Source organism: Cupriavidus necator, from assembly GCF_013141915.1.
In the GTDB taxonomy this organism is placed as follows: domain Bacteria; phylum Pseudomonadota; class Gammaproteobacteria; order Burkholderiales; family Burkholderiaceae; genus Cupriavidus; species Cupriavidus necator_B.
In genome coordinates this window covers 82,773-105,164 of sequence record NZ_SROX01000023.1, presented here as the reverse complement: position 1 = coordinate 105,164, position 22,392 = coordinate 82,773, and the positions used below count along the sequence as shown (strand labels likewise).

Genomic DNA, 22,392 nt, shown 5'->3' with positions numbered 1-22,392 from the left:
AAGATTGTCGCAACCTCCTCCCGCAAAGCCAGTGTCTACGGGCAATTGCGGGGGTTCGAATCCCCCTCTCTCCGCCAGAACACTGTGCAAGGCCATGCGAAGCCGCCCGTTTCCCGGGCGGCTTTTTTGTTTCCGGCCCGTCAGTGGGCTTCGAGAGAGTCTGCGCAAGGGCTGCCGATTCATCCGCGTCCCGGTTATGCTTTCGCCCCATGACTAAACTCCCCAGTTTCGAAATACGCCCCGCCTTGCCGTCGGACGCGCAAGCCGTGGAGGCTATCCTCACTGACACTTACCTCGGCACCTGGAAACCGCAGCTGGCTCCAGCAGCCGCAGCGGCCTTCGAACAGCAAGGCAAGACCCGCAGTTACGTCGCGGCACGTTTGCAGGCGTTCCGGGTCGCCTGCGTGGACGGTGTGCCAGCCGCCATGGTGGATTGGGAAAACAATTTCATCTGGGCGCTGCATGTCGGCCGGGCATGGCAGCGGATGGGCTTGGGCGGGGCGCTGCTCGCGCATGCGGAAGCCGAGATTGCCCGTGCCGGGCATCGCGAGGCGAGGCTGGAGACGGATACGTTCAACCAGCAGAGCCGTGCCTTCTACCGGCGCCAGGGCTATGCCGAGATCGATTTCTATCCCGATGAGAGCTGGGACAGCGGCTTTACCACGGTGCTGCTTGCGAAGCCGCTGGCGCCGGCCTGAGTCCGGTGGCTAGTGCGGATGGGCGGCGCTTCGCCGAGCACCCATGCGCAGATTGCATGACCTTGCCGGGCTGACCGTGAAAGAATCAGGCATCTCTTTCAAACTGTCCGCACGCCACTCATGTCCGACCCCATCGTCCACCTCAACGGCACCCTGACTCCGCTCTCCGAAGCGCGCATTCCCGTTCTCGACCGCGGCTTTATCTTCGGCGACGGCATCTATGAGGTTATCCCGTACTACCACGGCAAGCCGTTCCGTGGTGCGCACCACCTGGCGCGCCTGCACCGGAGCCTGGAGGGCATCGGCATTCCCGATCCGTACAGCGCCGCGCAGTGGCTGGAGCGTGTTGGCGAGGTGGTGCAGGCCAACGGCTTGTCGGATCAGCTGGTCTATATCCAGGTGACACGCGGCGTGGCCAGGCGCACGCATGCGTTCCCGAAGGAGGTGGTGCCGACGGTGCTGATCATGACCAATCCGATGGCGCTGCCGTCGGCGCAGATGGTCGGGCAGGGCGTCGCGTGCGTGACGATGGAGGACCGGCGCTGGCTGAATTGCCAGATCAAGTCGACCTCGCTGCTCGGCAACGTGCTGGCGGCACAGCATGCGGTGGAGCAGGGCGTGACCGAGACGATCCAGTTCCGCGACGGCTGGCTGACCGAGGCGTCGGCGTCCAATGTGTGGGTGGTGCGCGATGGCCGCGTGGTGGCGCCGCCGAAAGACAACCTGATCCTGGAGGGCATCCGCTACGGCTTCATGGAGGAGATCTGCGCCGCGATGGGGATTGCGCTGGAGTCGCGCCGGATCGGCAGGGATGAGGTGTTTGGCGCCGATGAGGTGCTGCTGTCGTCGGCCAGCAAGGAGTTGCTGCCGGTGGTCAGCATCGATGGGCGCCAGATCGGCAAGGGGGTTCCGGGGCCGGTGTTCGCGCGCCTGTACGCGGCTTACCAGGCGGCCAAGGCGGCGCTGTAGGCGCCTGCAAGCCTCTCCCGGCGCGTGCTACGATGCATCGGGATTCAGCCAGGAGTCAGTCATGGCCAAGCGTGAGCGCGGCCGGCGCGCCTTGCAGGACGAGGTCAGCCGGCGTATCCAGCAGATCGATGAAATCGGCGAAGACAGCGCCAAAATCCGGGTGCCGTCGCCGCGGCTGCATCCACGCGATGCGCGCGGACGCAACTGGGACATGGCCTTTGACAATCTGCACGGCTACGCCGCCAGTGTGCGCGCGGTGGTCGACGAGGTGCGCGACGAGTTCGACCTGAACGAGGCGCTGGAGAACCGCGCGCCCAATCCCTTCGGCGACTGAACGGTCGCTACTCTATCGAAACGATGATGGCGACGCGCCGGTTCTCGGCGCGTCCTGCCGCGGCCAAGCATGACGGCCGCCAGCCAGGACTTCCAGCGGAATCTGTCATCGGTCAGAAGACGACCTGCAAACATCTGGGTTCTCACTGCGTGACGTCCAGGCGCGGCTCGGCGCTTTGCCAGATGCCGCCGGAGCGCCGCTTGGCGCCGTACATGGCGGCGTCGGCGGCGTGCAGCAGGGCCTGGCTGCCTTGCGCGTGGACCGGGAAGACGGCCAGCCCGATGCTGAGTGAGGCCTGCACCGAGCTGCCGTCGGGCAGGTCGATGGGGCAGGCCATCGCCTGCAGGATATGCTCGGCGATCTGGATGGCATCGCCCGGCGCGCGCAGCGCGGTGGCCAGTACCGCGAATTCGTCGCCGCCGATGCGCGCCACGGTGTCGCGGCCACGCAGGCTGGCACGCATGCGCTGCGCTACTGCGACCAGCACCGCGTCGCCGGCGGCATGGCCGTGGCGATCGTTGACGTGCTTGAATTCGTCGCTGTCGAGATACAGCACCGCGGCATATTCATCGTTGGCAGCGGCGTGGCGCACGGCGTGCTCCAGCGCTTCGACGAACGCGGCGCGGTTCAGCAGCCCGGTCAGCGCATCGTGGTTGGCGCGGTGGGCGAGCGAGCGGTTCTCGTGCTGCATCTGGTTCTGCCAGGTGTGCAGTTCGTCGAGCAGGCCGTTGAAATCCTCGCTGAGGGCATTCAGTTCAGCAATGCTGGCCGGCGGCGTGCGCTGCGCGAAATCGCGCTGGGAACGGACCGCATGGGCCACCCGCATCAGGTTGCGCAACGGCTCGATGATCTGCACCAGCAGCCGGCTGGCCAGGTAGTGGGCGCCAACCGCGGTCAGCAGCAGGCAGGCCAGCAGGCCGAGCGCGCCCTGCAACAGGAAGTGCAGCAGATTGCGCGGGTCGCCGCTGACGCGCAGCATGCCCACTGTCTGCGCCTGGTGCAGGATGGGCTGTTCCACGGCATCGGTCCCCAGCCATTCTCCGAGCGCATGGCGCAGCCCGGTCAGCGGCGCCTGGCCGGGGCGCTGCCATACCGCCAGGACGTGGTGGTCGCGGTCATAGACGGTGGCGCGGGCGATGTCTTCCGATGCCGCGATCGCGGCCAGCGTTTCCGCGGTAGCCGCCTGGTCGCGGAACACCACCGGCGCTTCCAGCGTATAGGCGATCGAGCGCGCCACCAGCCGCACGTTGTGGTCGGCGTAGACGCGCAGCGCGGTAACGCCGATCGCGGTCAGGGCCAGGCCGGCCGTGCATACCGCGATCAGCGCCACGCCCAGGTGGATACGGCGCAGCACGCTGTAGAGGGTGGGGCGCGCGCCGAGCCCGCGCGCCGGCCGGGGCGGGCTCATGAGGGCGCTCCCTTGCGGCGGCCAAGCTGCAGCACGCCGGGGTGCATGTGCACGCCGCTGCGGGCGAGGGTGTCGAGGTTGACGCGGAACGAAACCTGGTTGTCGCGGATGTTGAGGCAGAACATGCTGCCGTCCTCGCACTCGAAGTCTTCTTCGGCGATCACCAGCACCGGGCGGCCGGTCACTTCGGCCGACAGGCGTTTGCGGCGCGGTTCGTTCATGCTGCCCACGTACAGCGCATCGCATGCCGGGTGGAGCATGTCGGCCAGCACGTCGACCGGTCGGGTCTGCACGGTGCGGCCATTGGCGAGCGTGCCGCCTTCGCGCAGCCGCGCCGCATAGCGGCTGGCGTTATCCACGCACAGCCGTACCGGATCGCGCTCGACCGGCCAGCGCGCATACCCGAGCAGGCTGATGACCACGCGCGCGACCAGGTCGGACCGCTGCGGCGCGGGCTGCGCAGTGACCGCGGGGGGCAGCATGGCCGGCAGCACCGCCAGCGCCAGGGCGAGCAGCAGGGCGGCCGGGCCACGGCGCAGCGGTCGGGCTCGCGCAGCGGGCAAGGTCGGAGAAGGGCTGGCTGGGGCGGGCGCCATGGTATCGGATGAGGGGCGGGGCGGCCGGTTGCGCAGGTGGGGTCTGGCCGCGGCTATTGGCTGGGGCTGGGTTCCGGGCGGTCAAGCGCCCGGTATCGCGATGGATCGGCCTGAAATAAGCGGCACGGGCGAGATGTTGCGAAGATCTGCTCGTGGCGCGGCGTGATACGAAATGTTTATCGGTCCGCTGTGGTTTTTCTGAAGCCCCGCGCAAGACGTTGCGTGCTTGCCCGGCTTCGCCGTGGCGGGCACAACACTTAGAATGCGTACATTGCCCCAACGCGCCTTGCCGCCTGCCGCCATGACCGCCGACCCGCTTTTTCGCTTGCTGCACCTGACCGGCGTTGCCGTCTGGGTCGGCGGCATGTTCTTCGCCTACCTGTGCCTGCGGCCGGCAGCCGGCAGCCTGCTCGAACCGCCGCCGCGGCTGCGCCTGTGGCGCGGCGTGTTTGCCCGCTTCTTCCCGTGGGTATGGGCGTCGGTGGTCGCGATCCTGCTGAGCGGCGGCGCGATGATGGCGGTCACGGGCATGGCTGGCGCACCGCGCAACTGGCACCTGATGCTGGGCATCGGTGTCGTCATGGCGGGCATCTTCTGCTATGTGTGGTTCAGCCCCTACCGGGTGCTGGCCAGGGCCGTGGATGCACAGGAATGGCCAGCCGCCGGCGCGGCGCTGAACCGGATCCGGCAGGCCGTGGGGACCAACCTGGTGCTCGGGCTGGTCAATATCGCCGTGGCCACGCTGGGCCGCTGGCTGGCCTGAGCACGACCGTCGCCGCGCCGGGCTTCGCTCGTTTTGTCACAACCACGCCAAGGGAGAGCCGCTATGCGCGTCCTCGCATGTGTTGCCGCCGTCGGTCTGGCCGTGGCGGCCATCCCGGCCAATGCCGCCAAAAATGGCGGCCTCAGCGCTGACTATGAGCGCTGCATGGGCAAGGCCGGGTCGACCGCCGACATGCTCAACTGTGCCGCCGTCGAGTCGCGGCTCCAGGAAGCAGCGCTGAACAGCGCTTACCAGGCCCTGCTGCGGCAACTGGAGGCGCCGCGCACGGGGCAGTTGCGGGTGGCGCAGCGGGTCTGGCTCGAGTACCGGCAGGCCAATTGCGCTTATATCGCCAACCCGGCAGGCGGCAGCGCCGCGCGCATGGCCGGCGCGACCTGCGTGCTGGAGATGACGGCCGCGCGGACGCGCGAATTGCGCGCCTTCGCCAGCGAGGCCGCCGGCCGGTGAGGGCGCCGGCATGTGCTAGAGTTTCCTGACACGTGTGCCGCGGCACGCCTCGACAGGAGAGGGATCATGGCAAGTGAATCGCATCACAACCTGAAGGCTTTCGTGCAGACCGCGCCCCAGGCGGGGCGCTACGTGTGGGTCATCGCGCTGGTGGATTTCGGCGCGCAGCAGGTCCGGCGCGCCATCGTGTCGGACGATACCTTCACCACCTCGGATGCCGCGCGGGTTGCCGGCGAGGCCCAGCTCAAGGCGATGGCCGAGGATCACTAGCGGCGCGAGCGTGCAAGCGGGGCTTGCACCGGAGTGTTGCGTTCCGGCACCCCTGACCGGCCAACTCGATTCTTGTCTTGCCGGAGGCTTGCGGCGCACTAGACTATGGGCATGTTCCTCCACAAGAAAGGACTCCCATGACGGATTGCGCGTTCCGGCCGGCCAGGGCCCTGCTGCTGGCAGCATTGCTCGGTTCGGGCCTGGCCCTCAGCGGGGCCTCGATGGCCCAGGTGTCTGTCAACATCGCCATTGGCGTTCCGCCGCCGGCGCCCATCTACGAGGCCGTGCCCGCGCCGCGCGCCGGCTACGTCTGGATGCCGGGCTACTGGGACTGGGACGATCATTACCGCAAGCATGCCTGGAAGAAGGGCCGCTGGGAGCGTGAGCGCCCCGGCTATGTCTATGAGTCGCCGCGCTGGATCCAGTCGCGCGACGGCTGGGTGCTGGTGCCGGGCCGCTGGGATCAGGGCGGGTACAAGGACAAGGGCCCCAAGAACAAGGGCCACAAAGACCAGGGCAGCCATTGCCCGCCCGGCCACGCCAAGAAGGGCGAGTGCTGACCGGTCCGCGGCCCGGCTCCGTGCGGTGACGCCGGGCGTCCCTGCCATGCTACGATCCCCGCCATGACGCCCGCGCCCGCGCGGCGCATCGGCAGCGGATTCCGGAGGTAGCGATGGCAAGGCACGTCTTCACGCGCGCGCAGTATCTCGACATCCTCAACGACAGCCTGCGCAAGCATCCCGGCTGGCAGCCCGGCATGGCTTTCGTGTTCCTGCCGCCAGGCGCCGATGCCAGCCAGGCCACGGCAGTGGGCTGCACCGGCCCGATGGACGCTATTCCGGTTTATGCGGAAATCCAGCGGGTGGCGGCCGAGCTGATCGAAGTCAGCGACGCATGACCCGAGACCATTAACGCCCGCGGAGCGTGTGCCGGCCGGCGGGTGCCGCGGGTGCGTACAATACCGGCCTCTACAGACTTTCGGATATTGCCGTGAAGAAAACGGACCTGGAAAAAAACAAGGGCCTGAAGATCGCCAACAGCCTGAAGCAGGCGGCGGCAGGGCGGGGCGGCATTCCCGGTGCCGAGGCGCGCCCGGACCGGCGCGAGCAGCGCCGGCTGGACCAGGAGCAAGGGCTGGTGCCGTTCGCGTGCAAGCTCGACGGCACCCTGGTGAAGCGCCTGCAGGCGCTTGCCGCCAACCACCCGGGCGGCATGACCGGCCTGCTCAATGAAGTGCTGGCCGGCGCGCTGCCGCCGGAGCAGGGCCAGGCCTGAGCCACGCGCGGCCGCCGCGGCGCCGTTGGCCTGGGTCTTGCCTCAGTCCTCTTCCTCGTCGAGGAATTCGCGGCGCAGCATCCAGTTGGCGATGGCTTCGTCGCAGATGCGCTTGAACTTCTGCTTGTCCGGCATCTTGTCGAACAGCTGGAAGTTGACCAGCGCCATGCCGGCATCGGTGATGTAGAACATGCGGCTCGGATCGTCATCATGAACGATGCGGCCGTCGATGGCGTCTTCTTCGCTTTCCGCCGGCATGTCCTCCAGCTCGACCACGCGGCAGGTGAAGCGCGGGCTGCGGGTGTGGGTCAGATACTCGAACTCGTCGTGCATGACCTCGCCGCCCTTGCCTGCGATCACGGCGAAGCCCCAGATAAAGCGGGGCATCGGCAGATCGGACAGATCTTCAATCTCGTCCATGGTGTTCTCCCTGATTCAATCCCCGCATTATCGCCCGGAACGCCGCGGCTTCAAACGTTGACGTGGCGTGACCCTGCCGCTTACGGCGCGGCGTGGCAGTTGGCCAGCAGGGGTGCGGCGGTTTGCGCCTGCATCAGGTCGCGCAGCGTGCCGGTCTCGCCCTTGGTCCACCATTCGTAGCGGCCGCCGACATAGCGCGCGCCGGACGCCGACACCGTGCTGACCGCCAGCAATGGCTTGCCTTCGATGCGGAACACCGCGGCCTGGTTGTCCGGGCCGTTGAAATAGCGCACCGTCAGCGTCTTGCCGCCGTCGCACTGGTAGTGCACGGTGCGCACCTCGGGAAAGCGCACGCCGTCGATGCCTGGCGCGCGCGCGGCCTGGGCGGTGGCGCTGGCACAGAGGAGGGCCAGCAGGGCAACGATACCGGGGCGGGACAGAATCAAGCGATCGGGCATGGCATGGTCGGTCGAAAGGTGGCGTCGGGGGCGGGAAGCCGTATCGGACTGCGAGGTTGCGGCAAGCGCTCAGCCGAGCATGTAGCCGGCAGCAAGGGCACGGAAGCTTTCCAACTCGCGCGCTTGCCAGGCCTCATCCTCGGCGAGTTCCTCGGCCAGGATCGCGGCCACTGCGGGTGCCGCATCGACGGCCGCGCGGGCATCGAGGAACAGCGCACGGTTGCGGCGCGCCAGCACGTCTTCGACCCGGCGCGCCAGTTCATGCCGGGCGGCAAAGCGCACATGGGCCTCGGTCAGGCCCGATGCGCCCGCGATCATGCGGTCGTGTCCCGGCAATGCGCGCAGCAGGTTCAGCTCGTTGCCGTAGTAGCGGTCCGGCGAAGCCGAATCCGGCGGCGGCAGGTCGGCGGGCAATCCGGCGGCGCCGTGCAGCGGCAGCTCCGCGGTCACGCAGGGCGCCGCGCGCACCATCTGGCGCTGGATCGCGGTCTCGATCACGTCTTCGGCCATCTTGCGGTAGGTGGTCCATTTGCCGCCGGTGACGGTAATCAGCCCGGCCTTGGACACCAGGATGGTATGTTCGCGCGACAGCGAAGCGGTAGAGGCTTCGCCGGTGGCCCGCACCAGCGGCCGCAGGCCCGCCCAGACGCTGGTGACGTCGGCGCGGGTGGGGTCCTTGGCCAGGTAGCGCGACGCTGTTTCGAGGATGAAATCGACATCGTCGGCGCCGGCGTCGGGCTCCAGCGGCAGGTCGCGGCGCGGCGTGTCGGTGGTGCCGACGATGGTGTGCCCGTTCCAGGGCACCACGAACAGCACCCGCCCATCGTCGGTCTTGGGGATCAGGATGGCGCGCTCGCCAGGCAGGAAGCTGCGCGGCAGCGTCAGGTGCACGCCCTGGCTGGGCGCCACCATGGTACGGGCGTGTCCGTCTTCCATCTGGCGGATGGCATCGACCCACACCCCGGTGGCATTGATCACGCAGTCCGCGCGCAGCCGGAAGGTGGCGCCGCCCAGTGCGTCCTGCACCGTCACGCCGCTGATCACGCCGCCTTGCTGGCTCAGGCCGGTCGCGCGCATATAGTTGAGCGCGGTGCCGCCCACGTCGAACAGGGTCCGCATCAGCGCCACCGCCAGCCGGGCATCGTCGAACTGGCCGTCGAAGTACAGGTTGCCGCCGCGCAGCGGACGCCCGCCGACGTGTTCGGCGAGGTTGGGCGCGGCGGCCAGCACTTCACGGTGGTTCAGCCAGCGGCTGCCGGACAGGTTGAGGTTGCCGGCCAGCATGTCATAGAGCTTGAGGCCGATGCCGTAGAAGGGCTGGTCGAACATCTGGTAGGCCGGCACCACGAAGCCCAGCGGCCACACCAGGTGCGGCGCGTTGCGGGCCAGCAGGCCGCGCTCGTGCAGGGCCTCGCGCACCAGGCTGATATTGCCCTGGGCCAGGTAGCGCACGCCGCCGTGCACCAGCTTGGTGGCCTTGCTCGAGGTGCCCTTGGCAAAGTCCGCGGCTTCGACCAGCAGCGTGCGGTAGCCGCGCGAGGCGGCGTCGACCGCCGTGCCGAGGCCGGTGGCGCCGCCGCCGATGACGATCACGTCCCAGCGCGGCTCGCGCTCCAGGGTGGCGAGCAGGGCGGCGCGGCTGGGCGGCTGGATCGGGGTGGGAAGGCTGTGCATGACGCTGGTGTGTGGTGTGTGCTGGCTAAGGTGTTCAGTTGCCCGCGCGGTGCGCAGGACGGGTTTGACGGGCTGGAATCAACCGTGGCCGACGCCGGCATCGTCCTCGCGGGCCCAGTCGCGCGCGCGCTCGACGGCCCGGTGCCAGCGCGCGAGCCGGTGGCCGCGCGCGTCGGCCGACAGGTTCGGCTCGAAGCGCCGCTCCACCTGCCATTGCTGCGCGATCTGCGCCAGGTCGCTCCAGTAGCCGGTGGCCAGCCCGGCCAGGTAGGCGGCGCCGAGCGCGGTGGTCTCGGTCACGCGCGGGCGCACCACCGGGGTGCCGAGCAGGTCGGCCTGCATCTGCATCAGCAGGTCGCTGCGCGAGGCGCCGCCGTCCACGCGCAACTCGGCCAGCGCGATGCCGGCGTCCTTCTGCATGGCCTCGAGCACGTCCACGCTTTGCAGCGCGATGGACTCCAGCGCCGCGCGCGCGATCTGCGGCCGGCCGGTGCCGCGCGTCATGCCGACCAGCGTGCCGCGCGCAAAGGCGTCCCAGTGCGGCGCGCCCAGCCCGGCAAAGGCCGGCACCAGCACCACGCCGCCGGTATCGTCGCACTGGCGCGCCAGCGCCTCGGCCTCGGGCGCGCTGTTGATGATCTTGAGGCCGTCGCGCAGCCACTGGATGGTGGCGCCGCCCATGAACACGCCGCCCTCCAGGCAATACTGAGTCTGGCCATGGTACTGCCAGCCGATGGTGGTCAGCAGCCGGTTGCGTGACGTCACCGGCTGCGTCCCCGTATTCATCAGCAGGAAGCAGCCGGTGCCGTAGGTGTTCTTGGCCATGCCCGGCGCCAGGCACGCCTGGCCGAAGGTAGCGGCTTGCTGGTCGCCGGCGATGCCGGCAATCGGGATCGGCATGCCGAACAGCCGCGCCGCGGTGCGCGCGACCTCGCCGCTGGAGGCCACCACCTCGGGCAGCAGCGCGTGCGGGATATCGAGCAGCGCCAGCAGCGCGTCGTCCCACGCGAAGCTGTGGATGTTGAACAGCATCGTGCGCGAGGCATTGGATACATCGGTGACATGGCGCTTGCCGTCGGTCAGTTGCCAGATCAGCCAGCTGTCGACGGTGCCGAAAGCGAGCTCGCCGCGCTGCGCGCGCGCCCGCGCGCCTTCGATGTTGTCCAGCATCCAGCGCAGCTTGGTGCCGGAAAAATAGGCATCGATGATCAGGCCGGTCTTGTCGCGGAACAGTTCGCCGTGGCCGGCGGCCTGCAGCGCCTCGCACATCGGTGCGGTGCGGCGGTCTTGCCAGACCAGCGCGCGGCCGACCGGCTCGCCGGTCTTGCGGTCCCACAGCACGGTGGTCTCGCGCTGGTTGGTGATGCCGATGGCGCGCACCTGCGACGCGGCGATGCCGGCCTCGGCCAGCACCTGGTGCGCCACCGCCAGCTGCGATTGCCAGATCTCGTAGGGATCGTGCTCGACATGGCCCGGATGTGGGTAATATTGGCGGAACTCGCGCTGTGCCAGGTGCACCACGTTGCCCGCATGGTCGAACAGGATGGCGCGCGAGCTGCTGGTGCCCTGGTCGAGCGCCAGCACGTATTGCGGCTTGGCGGGAAGCTGGGACGGGGCAGGGCGCGGGTCTTGCGCGGCTGGCTGGTTCATGCGTTCGATCCTGACAATGACACTGCGCGCCGGCGCGGCCGGTGCAGGGATTGCTGATGGCTGAAATGTCCTTCTTGCCGGCCGCGGCTGCCGCCGGTGGGTTTGCCGGTGGATTTTCCGACGGATCTTCCGACGGATCTTCCGACGACCCCGCGGCACGGATCGCTGCCTCGCTGGCGGCGCGCAGCGGCTTCAATGCCGCCGCCAGGCTGCGCCTGATGGCCGGCGGCCGGCAGGTCGGCTGGCTGCCGCGCACACATGCCGGCATCCTGCGCGGCCTCGGTGCCGTGCTCGGCCCGGAGCAGCCGCTCGCCGATGGCTCCGTGGCCGTGGCGCTGCTGCCGGGCTGCCACGATTTCGAGGCGCGCAGCGCCGCACTGCGGACCCTGTCCCGCCAGCTGGCCGATGCCGGCCATGTGCGCGGCTGGCGCGACGAACTGTTCGCGGTGACCCCCGCGCTGGATGCGCCCGCGGTGGCGGTGGTCGAACGCGCCGCAGCGCGCTTCCTGGGCCTGCTGACCTTTGCTTCGCACATGAACGGCATCGTCGACAGCGCGGCGGGCGGGCCGCCGGCGCTGTGGATCTCGCGCCGCAGCGCGGCGAAGGCCGTCGACCCCGGCATGTGGGACAACCTGGTGGCTGGCGGCATGCCCCACGGCAGCGACCCGCTGGCGACCCTGGTGCGCGAGTGCGAGGAAGAGTCCGGCATCCCGCCCGGCCTGGCGCAGCGCGCCCAGGCCCACGGCATGGTCGAGGTGCTGCGCGACCTGCCCGAGGGCGTGCAATGGGAGCAGGTCTATATCTACGACCTGCTGCTGCCGCCGGACTTCACGCCGCATAACCAGGACGGCGAGGTGAGCGAGCACCGGCGCGTCGAGCTGGCGCCATTGCTTGCTATCATGTCGGCCGGCGCCATGACGGTCGATGCGACACTGGTGACGCTGGATGCCCTTTGCCGGCGTGGCTGGCTCAGCGCCGGCCAACACAACTGAGCCGCCGCGGGGTCCATCGCCGCTTGTCCCGGGTTTGCCCGCCGTACTGACCATTGCACTGACCGAGCCCCCCTGGCTTCCCCGGCCCTGCGCCGCGCCATCCCGACCGAACCACACACCATGAGCAACACCGGATTCATCCTGACCCTCTCGTGCCCTGACCAGCCGGGCATCGTCCACGCCGTCTCGGGCCTGCTGTTCCAGCACGGCTGCAATATCGTCGATTCCGACCAGTACGGTGACGAGTATGCCGGCCGCTTCTTCATGCGCGTGCATTTCACGCCGGCCGCCGGTGGCCCTGACCTGGCCACGCTGAAGGCCGCGTTCGCGCCGGTGGGCGACCAGTTCGGCATGCAATGGGAGCTCAACGATGCCACGGTCAAGCCGCGCGTGATGATCATGGTATCCAAGATCGGCCACTGCCTGAACGACCTGCTGTTCCGTGCCAAGGTCGGCGGGCTGCCGGTGGAGATCGCGGCCATCGTGTCGAACCACCGCGACTTCTACCAGCTGGCGGCTTCGTACGACGTGCCGTTCTTCCACCTGCCGCTGATGAACGCCTCGGCCGAGCAGAAGGCCGCGCAGGAAGCGCGCGTCTTCGACGTGGTGCAGGAGCAGAAGATCGACCTGGTGGTGCTGGCGCGCTACATGCAGGTACTGTCCAACGACCTGTGCCGCAAGCTGGCCGGCCGCGCGATCAATATCCACCATTCGTTCCTGCCCAGCTTCAAGGGCGCGAAGCCGTACTACCAGGCGCACGACCGCGGCGTGAAGCTGATCGGCGCCACCGCGCACTATGTCACCGCCGACCTGGACGAAGGCCCGATCATCGAGCAGGAAATCGAGCGCGTGGACCACAGCATGGATCCGGAGCAACTGACCGCCGTCGGCCGCGACGTCGAATGCGTGGCACTGGCGCGCGCGGTCAAGTGGCATGCCGAACACCGCATCCTGCTGAACGGCCACAAGACCGTAGTGTTCAAGTAGTTCCTTGCCCGACCCTTGGTTTTCTCCCCTCGCCCGCTTGCGGGAGAGGGGCCGGGGGAGAGGGCAGGCCTGTCGCGCCAGCACGGCGCCAGGCGTCACCGACAGCTCCGCCCGCGCCAACGCGGCAGCCTCAAGCCGGCTTCCGGTGCGCTCATTCCCGCTCTGCCACCACACACTTCACCCCACTGTCGGCCAGGATCTGGTCGAATGGCGCCGCCAGCGGCGCGTCGGTAAACAGCCGGTCCACCTGCGATACATGGGCCAGCTCCACCATGGCCTGGCGGTTGAACTTGCTGGTGTCCGCCGCCAGCCAGATCTCGCGAGAATGCTCGATGATGGTCCGCGCCACCTTGACCTCGCGGAAGTCATAGTCGCGCAGCGTGCCGTCGGCCTCGATGCCCGAGATGCCGATCAGCCCGATATCGACCTTGAACTGGCGGATGAACTCCACTGTGGCCTCGCCGACGATACCGCGGTCGCGTGAGCGCAGCACGCCGCCGGCGACGATGACTTCGCAATCGGCGTTGTCGGCCAGGATGTTGGCCACGTTCAGATTGTTGGTGATCACGCGCAGCCCCCGATGGTGCACCAGCGCGCGGGCGATCTCTTCCACCGTGGTGCCGATGTTCAGGATCAGCGAGCAGCCTTCGGGCACTGCCGCCGCCACCGCGCGCGCGATGCGCGCCTTGCCCTCGGCATTGAGCACCTGCCGTTGCCGGTAGGCAATGTTCTCGGTGGTGGAGTCTTCCACCCGCACCCCGCCATGGAAACGCGCCAGCATGCCGTTCTCGGCCAGCAGGTTGACATCGCGGCGCACCGTCTGGAGCGTGACGCCGAACTTGCGTGCAAGTTCGTCGATGGAGGCAAAGCCCTGGGTACGGACTTCTTCGAGCAGGGCCGTCTGGCGCGGATTCAGGGTCATGCGGGGATTCTAGTTCAAACACAAACGAAAACAAAATGATGCGGTGCATGATTGTTTTCTGTTCGTTTTGTTGCTAAAACGAGCGGGAAGCCAAGATTGGTGCGCCTGCATCGAACGCACGCCGTGATGCCGGCAGCATATCGAACAGGGAGACCGGATGCAGCTACGTTTGGAAGGCGTCGCACAGCAGGCAGGTTCGCAGGCGTATCTCTATCCGATGACGCTGGCCCCGGTTCCCGGCGCGGTCACCATCCTGCTGGGCGCGACGCAGGCGGGCAAGACTTCGCTGATGCGGGTCATGGCTGGGCTCGACCGGCCCAGCGCCGGGCGCGTGCTGGTCGATGGCGACGACGTCACCGGCATGCCGGTGCGCGCGCGCAATGTGTCGATGGTCTACCAGCAGTTCATCAATTACCCGTCGCTCAGGGTCTTCGACAACATCGCTTCGCCGCTGCGGCTGCGGCGCAAGGCGGCCGCCGGCGAGATCGCCGGGCGCGTGCGCGAGTTGGCGGCGCGGCTGCATATCGACCATCTGCTGGAGCGCTATCCGGCCGAGCTTTCGGGGGGGCAGCAACAGCGCGTGGCGCTGGCGCGCGCGCTGGCCAAGCAGGCCCCGCTGATGTTGCTGGACGAGCCGCTGGTCAACCTGGACTACAAGCTGCGCGAAGAATTGCGCGAAGAACTGACCCAGCTGTTCGCGCACGGCGATGCCACCGTGATCTACGCCACCACCGAGCCCGGCGAGGCTCTGCTGCTGGGCGGCCACACGGCGGTGCTGGATGCGGGCGAGCTGCTGCAGTACGGCCCCACGCCGCAGGTCTTCCACTATCCGGATTCGCTGCGGGTGGCGCGCGCCTTCAACGATCCGCCCATGAACCTGGCCGAGGGCCGGCTCGAGGGCGGCCGGGTCACGCTGGCCGGCGGGATCGCGGTGCCGGTGCCCGGCGTGGCGGCGCATGACGGCCCGGTGACGCTGGGCGTGCGCGCCTCGGCCTTGCGCCTGGCCGGCGAGCCTGGCGCGGTGGCGGTGCCGGGCCGCGTGGCGCTTGCCGAGTTGTCCGGGTCGGACACCTTTGTCCACGCCGATACTTCGGTCGGCAACCTGGTGGCGCAGGTCGCGGGCGTGCTCGACCTGCGGCTGGGCGAGCCGGTGACGCTGCACCTGTTGCCCGAACAGCTCTACCTGTTCGATGCGGAGGGCCGCCGCATTCATGCGCCGCGCCGGCCTGGGGCGCTGGCGACCGATGGGCCCGGCACGGCCGCTGCGGCAGGAGGCTGAGATGGCGCGCATCGACCTGGACCTGGCGCACTCGTATGTGCCCCAGCCACATACCGACGAGGACTACGCGCTGCTGCCGCTGCGCTTTACCTTTGAAGACGGCGGCGCCTATGCGCTGCTGGGTCCGTCCGGCTGCGGCAAGACCACCTTGCTGAACTGTATTTCCGGGCTGCTGCGGCCATCGCACGGCACTATTGCCTTCGACGGCCGCGACGTCACCGGCGCCACGCCGCAGGCGCGCAATATCGCCCAGGTGTTCCAGTTCCCGGTGATCTACGACACCATGACCGTCGGCGAAAACCTGGCCTTTCCGCTGCGCAACCGCGGCGTGCCGGAAGCCCAGGTGCGCGAGCGCGTCGGGCGCGTCGCCGAGATGCTGGACCTGTCATCGACGCTGGGGCGCCGCGCCAGCGGCCTGGCCGCCGATGCCAAGCAGAAGATCTCGCTCGGGCGCGGGCTGGTGCGCCAGGACGTGTCGGCCATCCTGTTCGACGAGCCGCTGACGGTGATCGACCCGCAGCTGAAATGGCAGCTGCGGCGCAAGCTCAAGGAAATCCACCACGAGTTCCGCCTGACGCTGATCTACGTGACCCACGACCAGACCGAGGCGCTGACCTTTGCCGACCAGGTGGTGGTGATGTCGCGCGGCAAGGCGGTGCAGGTGGGCCCGGCCGACGCGCTGTTCGAGCGGCCGGCGCATACCTTTGTCGGGCACTTCATCGGCTCGCCGGGCATGAACTTCCTGTCCGGACAGTGGCGCGACGGCGCCATCGAAGTGGCCGGGCGCCGCTACCTGCCTGCGCTGGCGCCGCCGGTGGAGGCGGCCCTGAGCGAGGCCGGCAGCTTCCGCATCGGGGTACGCCCGGAATACCTGCGGCTGGCGCCGGAACGCGACGCGCAGGCGGTGCCGGTGCAGGTGCAGCGCGCCCAGGACATCGGCACCTACTGGATGCTGACCGGCACGGTGCAGGAGGCAGGCGCGCAGGCCGGTACGCTGCGCGCGCGGCTGGGTGCGGAGGCGGCCGGCCTGCGCGCGGGGGATACGGCGTGGCTGTCGGTGTTCAACCGGCATACCTGCTACTACGTCAACGAGGAGCTGGTGCCATGAAGCCGGTCAACCAGAAGGCCTGGCTGCTGGTGCTGCCGGTGGTGGTATGCGTGGCGTTCTCCGCCATCCTGCCTCTGATGACCATCGTCAACTACTCGGTGCAGGACATCATCTCGCCCGAGCGGCGCGTGTTCGTCGGCACCGAATGGTTCCGCACGGTGCTGCGCGACGGCGAGCTGCATGACGCGCTGCTGCGCCAGCTCGGCTTCTCGCTGGCGGTGTTGCTGGTGGAGATCCCGCTGGGCATCCTGCTGGCGCTGTCGATGCCGGCGCGGGGCTGGAAGGCGTCGGCGGTGCTGGTGGTCATCGCGCTGTCGCTGCTGATCCCGTGGAACGTGGTCGGCACCATCTGGCAGATCTTCGGGCGCACCGACATCGGTCTGCTCGGCGCGGCGCTGGAAGGGCTCGGCTTCGACTACAACTACACCGGCAGCGCCTTCGACGCCTGGATCACGGTGCTGGTGATGGACGTCTGGCACTGGACGCCGCTGGTGGCGCTGCTGTGCTATGCCGGCCTGCGAGCGATCCCCGACGCCTATTATCAGGCCGCGCAGATCGACGGCGCCTCGCGTCTGGCGGTGTTCCGGCATATCCAGCTGCCCAAGCTGCGCGGCGTGTTGATGATCGCGGTACTGCTGCGCTTCATGGACAGCTTCATGATCTACACCGAGCCATTCGTGCTGACCGGCGGCGGGCCGGGCAACGCCACCACGTTCCTGTCGCAATACCTGACCCAGAAGGCGGTCGGCCAGTTCGACCTGGGGCCGGCGGCGGCATTTTCCATTGTCTACTTCCTGATCATCCTGCTCATGTGTTTCATCCTCTACAACTGGATGCAGCGCGCGGGCACCGCCGGCAGCGAGGACATGCCCCATGGCTGAGATCTCTTCGGCAGTCCCTGCCTTGATCCCTACCGCGATCCCTGTGCGGGCCAACCGCGCCGCCTGGTGGCGCGCCGGCTTCCTGCTGGCCTACCTGCTGTTCGCCATCGTGCCGATCTACTGGATGGTCAACATGTCGTTCAAGACCAACGAGGAGATCGTGTCCACGCTGTCGCTGTGGCCAAGCCAGTTCACGCTGGAGCACTACAAGACCATCTTCACCGATCCGTCCTGGTATTCAGGCTATGTCAACTCGATGATCTACGTGGCGATGAACACGGTGATCTCGATCGGCGTGGCGCTGCCGGCCGCCTACGCCTTTTCGCGCTACCAGTTCATCGGCGACAAGCACGTGTTCTTCTGGCTGCTGACCAACCGCATGACGCCGCCGGCGGTGTTCCTGCTGCCGTTCTTCCAGCTCTACAGCACCATCGGGCTGATGGATACGCACCTGGGCGTGGCGCTGGCGCACCTGGTCTTCAACGTGCCGCTGGCGGTGTGGATCCTTGAGGGCTTCATGTCGGGCGTGCCGCGCGAAATCGACGAGACCGCCTATGTCGACGGCTACTCGTTCCCGCGTTTCTTCCTGACCATCTTCCTGCCGCTGATCAAGGCCGGGGTGGGCGTGGCCGCATTCTTCTGCTTCATGTTCAGCTGGGTGGAACTGCTGCTGGCGCGCACGCTGACCTCGGTCAACGCCAAGCCCATTGTCGCCACCATGACGCGCACGGTATCGGCATCGGGCATGGACTGGGGCGTGCTGGCCGCGGCCGGCGTGCTGACCATCGTGCCCGGCGGCATCGTGATCTGGTTCGTGCGGCACTACATCGCGAAAGGCTTCGCGATGGGCCGCGTTTAGCTTCCACGCGTTTGCAAGGAGACGGTGCCAATGCTGAGCTGGATGGTATGGACCACACCGGTGGCGGTGTTCTTTGGCTGCATCGTGGTGATGCTGATCGGCATGACGATCCTGGAAATCCGTTCGCCGTCGGTGCTGCGCAAGGGCTTCCTGCCGATCGCCACCACCCGCGGCGACCGGCTCTTTATCGGGCTGATGTGCGCGGCGTGGATCAACCTGGCGTGGGTCGGCCTGGGCGAGAAGGTCGCCGCCTGGCTGGCGCTGCCGGAAGAGCCGTCGGTGTGGATCAGCTTCGTGGCATCAATGCTGGTGCTGGCGCTGATCCTGCGCAGGGGCTAGCGCTCCCGCCAGCTGTCATCAACGGGAAACGCGGCTTGTCCCCACCCCGGGGCCGCCACCCACACCACAACCGGGGCAGGGGATTCTTGAGGAGACACCGATGAAAGTGCACGTGACGTTGGGGATGTCAGCCCTTGCCTGCGCGGCCGCGCTGGCTTGCGGCGCCGCCTGGGCAGGCGAAACAGAAGCGAAGAAGTGGATCGACAACGAGTTCCAGCCCTCGTCGCTGTCCAAGGACAAGCAGGCGGCGGAAATGAAGTGGTTTATCGATGCCGCCGCCAAGCTCAAGGCCAAGGGCGTCACCCAGATCAACGTGGTGTCCGAGACCATCACCACGCACGAGTACGAATCCAAGACCCTGGCCAAGGCCTTCGAAGAGATCACCGGCATCAAGGTCAACCATGACCTGATCCAGGAAGGCGACGTGGTCGAGAAGCTGCAGACCTCGATGCAATCCGGCAAGTCCATCTACGATGGCTGGATCTCGGACTCTGACCTGATCGGCACGCACTATCGCTATGGCTCGATCCTGCCGCTGACCGACTACATGAACGGTGCCGGCAAGGAGTGGACCAACCCCGGGCTGGATGTGAAGGACTTCATCGGCACCAAGTTCACCACCGCGCCCGATGGCAAGCTGTACCAGTTGCCCGACCAGCAGTTCGCCAACCTTTACTGGTTCCGCGCCGACTGGTTCGCGCGCAAGGACCTGCAGGACAAGTTCAAGGCCAAGTACGGCTACGACCTGGGCGTGCCGACCAACTGGTCCGCCTACGAGGACATCGCCAACTTCTTCACCAACGATGTCAAAGAGATCGACGGCAAGAAGGTCTACGGCCACATGGACTATGGCAAGAAGGACCCGTCGCTGGGCTGGCGCTTCACCGACGCCTGGCTGTCGATGGCCGGCACCGCCGACAAGGGCCTGCCCAACGGCATGCCGGTGGACGAGTGGGGCATCCGCGTGGCCGAGGACAAATGCACGCCGACGGGTGCCTCGGTGGCGCGCGGCGGCGCCACCAACAGCCCGGCGGCGGTCTATGCGCTGACTAAGTACATCGACTGGATGAAAAAGTTCGCGCCGCCGCAGGCGATGGGCATGACCTTTTCCGAGGCCGGCCCGGTGCCTGCGCAGGGCCAGGTGGCGCAGCAGATCTTCTGGTACACGGCCTTTACCGCCGACATGACCAAGAAGGGCCTGCCGGTCGTCAACGCCGACGGCTCGCCCAAATGGCGCATGGCGCCGTCGCCATATGGGCCTTACTGGAAGCAGGGCATGCAGAACGGCTACCAGGATGTGGGCTCGTGGACCTTCTTCAAGAACACCGACCCCAACAAGCAGGCCGGCGCGTGGCTGTATGCGCAGTTCGTGACGTCGAAGACGGTATCGCTGAAGAAGTCGCTGACCGGCCTGACCTTTATCCGCGACAGTGACATCCACCACGACTACCTGACCAAGAACGCCGCCAAGTATGGCGGCCTGGTCGAGTTCTACCGCAGCCCGGCGCGCGTGGCATGGACGCCGACAGGCACCAACGTGCCGGATTATCCGAAGCTGGCCCAGCTGTGGTGGAAGAACGTCGCCACCGCGGTGACCGGCGAGAAAACGCCGCAAGCCGCCATGGACACGCTGGCCGAAGAGATGGACCAGGTCATGGCGCGGCTGCAGCGCGCCGGCATGAGCCATTGCGCGCCCAAGCTGAACGCGAAGGGCGATCCGGGCAAGTGGCTGTCGAACGACCACGCGCCATGGCAGAAGCTTGCCAACGAGAAGCCCAAGGGCGAGACCATTCCGTACGACAAGCTGCTGCAGGCGTGGAAAGAGGGCAAGGTGCGCTGAGGCACCGGAGCGATGCGGGCGCGCTGACTGTGTCGATACGCCCGCAATCGTCTCGTCCTTCCTCCTGCCGTCCGCGCTTCGACAGCGTCTTCTATGTCGTGAGGCCGGAGGTCTCGACAGGCGCCGTCGTCGCGGACTGCGCGGCATAGCGCGCCTTGCCGTGCCGTTTGGCTTCATACAGCGCCATGTCGGCATGCAGGAACAGCTCGCTTACGGTCATGGCGTGACGGGCTTCGTGGATGGCCGAGCCGACGCTCGCCGACACCGACAGCGTGGCGCCGTCGATCACGAAAGGCATGCGCGCCGCCTGCACAATGGTGCTGGCCACCGAGGCCATGGCATGGTGGTCCGCAATACCGTCCAGGATCACGGCAAACTCGTCGCCGCCGATGCGGGCGACCGCATCGCCCTTGCGCACGCAGGCGCGCAGCCGCTGCGCGAACGCCACCAGCAACTGGTCGCCGATGGGGTGGCCATGGTTGTCGTTGACCGCCTTGAAATCGTCCAGGTCCACCAGCAGCAGCGCCAGCGGGCACGCGCTGGCGCCGGTGCGCGCCATGGCTTCCGCCAGGCGCCGGTCGAAGCCCTTGCGGTTGAGCAGGCCGGTCAGGTAGTCGGAGACGGTCTGTGCTTCCAGGCTGCGCAGCTTTTCGCGCTCGTGCGTGATGTTGCGCCCGAACATGTGCAGGCCGTCCACGGTGTCCTGGGCATCGTTCCACGCTGGCTGGCAGGTGATTTCGATGCACTCCGTGCCGTCTGCGCTTTCGCGGGTAAAGGTCACGGCCTGGCCGGCGCTGGCTTGCTGAAGATACGGCTGGCAGGCCAGGTATTCCTGGGTGCCCCACAGCTCGCGTAGCGACAGGCCCACGATCTGCTGCGCCGGCACGCCGTAGCGCCGCGCATACGCCTGGTTGACGAAGACATAGCGCTGCTGCATGTCGATGAACGAGATAAAGTCCGGCACATGGTTGGCAATCGCCTCGATGCGCTTCTCGCTGGCGGCGGCGTGGTCCTTGGCGGCCTGCAGCGCGGCCTCGCGCTCCGACAGCTGCGCCACCACCTCGGCGAAGGTCGCCGCCAGCTCGCCGATCTCGTCGGCGCGGCCGGCCGGAAGGTCCGCCACCGCTCTCGGGTTGGTGCCCAGCTGGCGTACCGCGCGGTGCAGCCGCTGCAGCGGCTGCAGCAGGCGCCACATGACCAGCCACATCAGTCCGGCGGCGATGACCATGGTGATCGCGGCCATTGCCACGGTCCGATGGCGCACCGTGACCAGCGGCGCATAAGCTTCGGCCGCGGGCAGGACCGCCACCACTTCCCAGCCGTTGGAGGCCAGCAGGTAGCGTGCGACGATCGGCTGGCTCGGCGTCAGGATTTCCAGCGGCGCGGCAGGGCGGTCAGCGCCGCAGGCTTCGCCGACGGCGCGCGCCGGTGTCAGTACGCGGCCCACGTCCGGATGCATCGCATAGCGCGGGTTGTTGCCGGAAGACACCAGGCAAAAGCTGCCGGTGGTGCCTACCCGGCTATGCGCCAGCTCGCGCAGGAAGTTGCTGTCCGCCAGGTTTAGCACGCCGCCGACCACGCCGCGCAGTTCGCCTGCGGGCCCGAGCATCGGCACGGCCAGCACCACGCCCGGTGCATTGGTCTGCTTGCCCTGGATCAGGTCCGACACCGCGAACGCCTGGCCTTGCAGGACCTCGCGAAAATAGTCGCGCTCGTTCACGCGCAGGCGCACCCCATCCGGCACGGCCGTGCTGAACGTCAATTCGCCGTCAGGCGAGGCGAGGAAGACGGCATTGAAGGTCTCGGGAATTTCCACCAGGCCTTGTGCCGCACGGCGCAACTCCGCCGGCCTGGCCGCAGGCATGGCGGAGAACTGGCGCGCCAGCCGGTGCAGCACCGCAGCGCGGCCCTGCAGCTTTTCATCGAGTTGCTCGGCGACCATCTTGACCAGCGTGTCCTGCTGGGACTGCAACAGGTTTTTCAGGCCGTCATAAGCGTAGTACTGGGCGTAGAGCGCGCGCAGCACGATGATCAGCGTCACCACTCCCGCTGTGGCCAACGCCATCCGATACTTCAAAGAGTGCTGCATGGTTGACTTCTTTTTTGTGCGCACCGACCCATTATTTTGTGTCCCCGAATCCGACTTTGAGGTGATCGCCGATCCGGCGGCGTGATAGGAAGGTTAGCAGATGTCAAGTGATA

25 protein-coding genes are annotated in these 22,392 nt (G+C 67.7%); 17 read left to right on the top strand and 8 right to left on the bottom strand.

Going from position 1 to position 22,392, the window contains the following annotated elements:
• Positions 1 to 209 precede the first annotated feature (209 nt).
• The 3 genes from E5S69_RS29220 (at position 210) to E5S69_RS29210 (ending at position 2,001) form a co-directional block, all read left to right on the top strand.
• A complete protein-coding gene (locus E5S69_RS29220; protein ID WP_171517913.1) occupies positions 210 to 698 on the top strand; it encodes a GNAT family N-acetyltransferase in 489 nt (162 codons plus the stop codon).
• A 120-nt stretch (positions 699 to 818) separates the two neighbouring features.
• On the top strand, positions 819 to 1,667 hold the full coding sequence (locus tag E5S69_RS29215; protein ID WP_171517912.1) for a D-amino acid aminotransferase: 849 nt from the start codon (positions 819 to 821) through the stop codon (positions 1,665 to 1,667).
• 61 nt (positions 1,668 to 1,728) lie between these two features.
• The gene (locus E5S69_RS29210; RefSeq protein WP_171517911.1) at positions 1,729 to 2,001 is read left to right on the top strand and encodes a hypothetical protein; all 273 of its coding nucleotides are present in this window, start codon (positions 1,729 to 1,731) and stop codon (positions 1,999 to 2,001) included.
• 142 nt (positions 2,002 to 2,143) lie between these two features.
• Here the strand turns inward: E5S69_RS29210 and E5S69_RS29205 are convergent, their stop codons facing one another.
• Both E5S69_RS29205 and E5S69_RS29200 read right to left on the bottom strand, forming a co-directional pair.
• A complete protein-coding gene (locus tag E5S69_RS29205; protein WP_171517910.1) occupies positions 2,144 to 3,409 on the bottom strand; it encodes a diguanylate cyclase domain-containing protein in 1,266 nt (421 codons plus the stop codon).
• Positions 3,406 to 4,005 (bottom strand): YfiR family protein, encoded by a 600-nt coding sequence (locus E5S69_RS29200; RefSeq protein ID WP_171517909.1) that lies wholly within the window; start codon positions 4,003 to 4,005, stop codon positions 3,406 to 3,408. Before E5S69_RS29200 ends, E5S69_RS29205 begins: the two co-directional genes overlap by 4 nt.
• Before the next feature lie 301 nt (positions 4,006 to 4,306).
• Here E5S69_RS29200 and E5S69_RS29195 point away from each other — a divergent pair, with 301 nt between their 5' ends.
• The 6 genes from E5S69_RS29195 to E5S69_RS29170 all read left to right on the top strand — a co-directional run bounded on the left by E5S69_RS29195 (position 4,307) and on the right by E5S69_RS29170 (position 6,781).
• Positions 4,307 to 4,768, top strand: a complete 462-nt coding sequence (locus E5S69_RS29195; RefSeq protein ID WP_171517918.1) for a CopD family protein — start codon at positions 4,307 to 4,309, stop codon at positions 4,766 to 4,768.
• A 63-nt stretch (positions 4,769 to 4,831) separates the two neighbouring features.
• A complete protein-coding gene (locus tag E5S69_RS29190; RefSeq protein WP_171517908.1) occupies positions 4,832 to 5,236 on the top strand; it encodes a lysozyme inhibitor LprI family protein in 405 nt (134 codons plus the stop codon).
• 66 nt (positions 5,237 to 5,302) lie between these two features.
• Positions 5,303 to 5,506: a hypothetical protein gene (locus E5S69_RS29185; RefSeq protein WP_171517907.1), complete on the top strand. Its 204-nt coding sequence runs from the start codon at positions 5,303 to 5,305 to the stop codon at positions 5,504 to 5,506.
• A 137-nt stretch (positions 5,507 to 5,643) separates the two neighbouring features.
• Positions 5,644 to 6,066, top strand: coding sequence for a YXWGXW repeat-containing protein (locus E5S69_RS29180; RefSeq protein ID WP_171517906.1), 423 nt, complete (start codon positions 5,644 to 5,646; stop codon positions 6,064 to 6,066).
• A 113-nt stretch (positions 6,067 to 6,179) separates the two neighbouring features.
• Positions 6,180 to 6,404 (top strand): hypothetical protein, encoded by a 225-nt coding sequence (locus E5S69_RS29175; RefSeq protein ID WP_062800783.1) that lies wholly within the window; start codon positions 6,180 to 6,182, stop codon positions 6,402 to 6,404.
• 92 nt (positions 6,405 to 6,496) lie between these two features.
• Positions 6,497 to 6,781, top strand: coding sequence for a hypothetical protein (locus E5S69_RS29170; protein ID WP_171517905.1), 285 nt, complete (start codon positions 6,497 to 6,499; stop codon positions 6,779 to 6,781).
• A gap of 42 nt (positions 6,782 to 6,823) precedes the next feature.
• Here the strand turns inward: E5S69_RS29170 and E5S69_RS29165 are convergent, their stop codons facing one another.
• From E5S69_RS29165 to glpK, 4 genes are all read right to left on the bottom strand, one after another.
• Positions 6,824 to 7,201: a hypothetical protein gene (locus tag E5S69_RS29165; RefSeq protein WP_171517904.1), complete on the bottom strand. Its 378-nt coding sequence runs from the start codon at positions 7,199 to 7,201 to the stop codon at positions 6,824 to 6,826.
• 80 nt (positions 7,202 to 7,281) lie between these two features.
• Positions 7,282 to 7,659 carry an MliC family protein gene (locus E5S69_RS29160; protein ID WP_171517903.1) on the bottom strand — a complete coding sequence of 126 codons (378 nt, stop codon included), beginning with the start codon at positions 7,657 to 7,659 and terminating at the stop codon, positions 7,282 to 7,284.
• A gap of 69 nt (positions 7,660 to 7,728) precedes the next feature.
• On the bottom strand, positions 7,729 to 9,333 hold the full coding sequence (locus E5S69_RS29155; RefSeq protein WP_171517902.1) for a glycerol-3-phosphate dehydrogenase/oxidase: 1,605 nt from the start codon (positions 9,331 to 9,333) through the stop codon (positions 7,729 to 7,731).
• 78 nt (positions 9,334 to 9,411) lie between these two features.
• On the bottom strand, positions 9,412 to 10,983 hold the full coding sequence (gene glpK, locus E5S69_RS29150) for a glycerol kinase GlpK (RefSeq protein ID WP_171517901.1): 1,572 nt from the start codon (positions 10,981 to 10,983) through the stop codon (positions 9,412 to 9,414).
• A gap of 56 nt (positions 10,984 to 11,039) precedes the next feature.
• On the opposite strand from glpK, the gene E5S69_RS29145 reads away from it, so the two are divergent.
• Together E5S69_RS29145 and purU are read left to right on the top strand one after the other, a co-directional pair.
• Positions 11,040 to 11,975 carry an NUDIX hydrolase gene (locus tag E5S69_RS29145; RefSeq protein WP_171517900.1) on the top strand — a complete coding sequence of 312 codons (936 nt, stop codon included), beginning with the start codon at positions 11,040 to 11,042 and terminating at the stop codon, positions 11,973 to 11,975.
• Between the two features lie 120 nt (positions 11,976 to 12,095).
• Positions 12,096 to 12,962 carry a formyltetrahydrofolate deformylase gene (purU, locus tag E5S69_RS29140; protein ID WP_171517899.1) on the top strand — a complete coding sequence of 289 codons (867 nt, stop codon included), beginning with the start codon at positions 12,096 to 12,098 and terminating at the stop codon, positions 12,960 to 12,962.
• Positions 12,963 to 13,113: 151 nt separating this feature from the next.
• Here purU and E5S69_RS29135 read toward each other — a convergent pair whose 3' ends face one another.
• Positions 13,114 to 13,884, bottom strand: coding sequence for a DeoR/GlpR family DNA-binding transcription regulator (locus tag E5S69_RS29135; protein WP_171517898.1), 771 nt, complete (start codon positions 13,882 to 13,884; stop codon positions 13,114 to 13,116).
• Positions 13,885 to 14,041: 157 nt separating this feature from the next.
• On the opposite strand from E5S69_RS29135, the gene E5S69_RS29130 reads away from it, so the two are divergent.
• The 6 genes from E5S69_RS29130 to E5S69_RS29105 all read left to right on the top strand — a co-directional run bounded on the left by E5S69_RS29130 (position 14,042) and on the right by E5S69_RS29105 (position 20,190).
• Positions 14,042 to 15,163, top strand: a complete 1,122-nt coding sequence (locus E5S69_RS29130) for an ABC transporter ATP-binding protein (protein WP_171517897.1) — start codon at positions 14,042 to 14,044, stop codon at positions 15,161 to 15,163.
• Position 15,164: 1 nt separating this feature from the next.
• Positions 15,165 to 16,271, top strand: coding sequence for an ABC transporter ATP-binding protein (locus E5S69_RS29125; RefSeq protein ID WP_171517896.1), 1,107 nt, complete (start codon positions 15,165 to 15,167; stop codon positions 16,269 to 16,271).
• Complete coding sequence (locus tag E5S69_RS29120; RefSeq protein ID WP_171517895.1) at positions 16,268 to 17,152, top strand: carbohydrate ABC transporter permease; 885 nt, start codon at positions 16,268 to 16,270, stop codon at positions 17,150 to 17,152. Before E5S69_RS29125 ends, E5S69_RS29120 begins: the two co-directional genes overlap by 4 nt.
• A complete protein-coding gene (locus E5S69_RS29115) occupies positions 17,145 to 18,011 on the top strand; it encodes a carbohydrate ABC transporter permease (protein ID WP_171517894.1) in 867 nt (288 codons plus the stop codon). The genes E5S69_RS29120 and E5S69_RS29115 overlap by 8 nt, the downstream gene beginning before the upstream one ends.
• Positions 18,012 to 18,041: 30 nt before the next feature.
• Positions 18,042 to 18,350, top strand: coding sequence for a DUF2160 domain-containing protein (locus tag E5S69_RS29110; protein WP_171517893.1), 309 nt, complete (start codon positions 18,042 to 18,044; stop codon positions 18,348 to 18,350).
• Positions 18,351 to 18,450: 100 nt separating this feature from the next.
• Positions 18,451 to 20,190, top strand: a complete 1,740-nt coding sequence (locus E5S69_RS29105) for an ABC transporter substrate-binding protein (protein WP_216621471.1) — start codon at positions 18,451 to 18,453, stop codon at positions 20,188 to 20,190.
• Positions 20,191 to 20,281: 91 nt separating this feature from the next.
• Here the strand turns inward: E5S69_RS29105 and E5S69_RS29100 are convergent, their stop codons facing one another.
• Positions 20,282 to 22,279 (bottom strand): sensor domain-containing diguanylate cyclase, encoded by a 1,998-nt coding sequence (locus E5S69_RS29100; protein ID WP_236901467.1) that lies wholly within the window; start codon positions 22,277 to 22,279, stop codon positions 20,282 to 20,284.
• Positions 22,280 to 22,392 lie beyond the last annotated feature (113 nt).

Coding starts and splice junctions, on each gene's coding strand:
- E5S69_RS29220 (WP_171517913.1), top strand. CDS start 210: ATGACTAAACTCCCCAGTTTCGAAATACGCCCCGCCTTGCCGTCGGAC.
- E5S69_RS29215 (WP_171517912.1), top strand. CDS start 819: ATGTCCGACCCCATCGTCCACCTCAACGGCACCCTGACTCCGCTCTCC.
- E5S69_RS29210 (WP_171517911.1), top strand. CDS start 1,729: ATGGCCAAGCGTGAGCGCGGCCGGCGCGCCTTGCAGGACGAGGTCAGC.
- E5S69_RS29205 (WP_171517910.1), bottom strand. CDS start 3,409: ATGAGCCCGCCCCGGCCGGCGCGCGGGCTCGGCGCGCGCCCCACCCTC.
- E5S69_RS29200 (WP_171517909.1), bottom strand. CDS start 4,005: ATGGCGCCCGCCCCAGCCAGCCCTTCTCCGACCTTGCCCGCTGCGCGA.
- E5S69_RS29195 (WP_171517918.1), top strand. CDS start 4,307: ATGACCGCCGACCCGCTTTTTCGCTTGCTGCACCTGACCGGCGTTGCC.
- E5S69_RS29190 (WP_171517908.1), top strand. CDS start 4,832: ATGCGCGTCCTCGCATGTGTTGCCGCCGTCGGTCTGGCCGTGGCGGCC.
- E5S69_RS29185 (WP_171517907.1), top strand. CDS start 5,303: ATGGCAAGTGAATCGCATCACAACCTGAAGGCTTTCGTGCAGACCGCG.
- E5S69_RS29180 (WP_171517906.1), top strand. CDS start 5,644: ATGACGGATTGCGCGTTCCGGCCGGCCAGGGCCCTGCTGCTGGCAGCA.
- E5S69_RS29175 (WP_062800783.1), top strand. CDS start 6,180: ATGGCAAGGCACGTCTTCACGCGCGCGCAGTATCTCGACATCCTCAAC.
- E5S69_RS29165 (WP_171517904.1), bottom strand. CDS start 7,201: ATGGACGAGATTGAAGATCTGTCCGATCTGCCGATGCCCCGCTTTATC.
- E5S69_RS29160 (WP_171517903.1), bottom strand. CDS start 7,659: ATGCCCGATCGCTTGATTCTGTCCCGCCCCGGTATCGTTGCCCTGCTG.
- E5S69_RS29155 (WP_171517902.1), bottom strand. CDS start 9,333: ATGCACAGCCTTCCCACCCCGATCCAGCCGCCCAGCCGCGCCGCCCTG.
- glpK (WP_171517901.1), bottom strand. CDS start 10,983: ATGAACCAGCCAGCCGCGCAAGACCCGCGCCCTGCCCCGTCCCAGCTT.
- E5S69_RS29145 (WP_171517900.1), top strand. CDS start 11,040: ATGGCTGAAATGTCCTTCTTGCCGGCCGCGGCTGCCGCCGGTGGGTTT.
- purU (WP_171517899.1), top strand. CDS start 12,096: ATGAGCAACACCGGATTCATCCTGACCCTCTCGTGCCCTGACCAGCCG.
- E5S69_RS29135 (WP_171517898.1), bottom strand. CDS start 13,884: ATGACCCTGAATCCGCGCCAGACGGCCCTGCTCGAAGAAGTCCGTACC.
- E5S69_RS29130 (WP_171517897.1), top strand. CDS start 14,042: ATGCAGCTACGTTTGGAAGGCGTCGCACAGCAGGCAGGTTCGCAGGCG.
- E5S69_RS29125 (WP_171517896.1), top strand. CDS start 15,165: ATGGCGCGCATCGACCTGGACCTGGCGCACTCGTATGTGCCCCAGCCA.
- E5S69_RS29120 (WP_171517895.1), top strand. CDS start 16,268: ATGAAGCCGGTCAACCAGAAGGCCTGGCTGCTGGTGCTGCCGGTGGTG.
- E5S69_RS29115 (WP_171517894.1), top strand. CDS start 17,145: ATGGCTGAGATCTCTTCGGCAGTCCCTGCCTTGATCCCTACCGCGATC.
- E5S69_RS29110 (WP_171517893.1), top strand. CDS start 18,042: ATGCTGAGCTGGATGGTATGGACCACACCGGTGGCGGTGTTCTTTGGC.
- E5S69_RS29105 (WP_216621471.1), top strand. CDS start 18,451: ATGAAAGTGCACGTGACGTTGGGGATGTCAGCCCTTGCCTGCGCGGCC.
- E5S69_RS29100 (WP_236901467.1), bottom strand. CDS start 22,279: ATGCAGCACTCTTTGAAGTATCGGATGGCGTTGGCCACAGCGGGAGTG.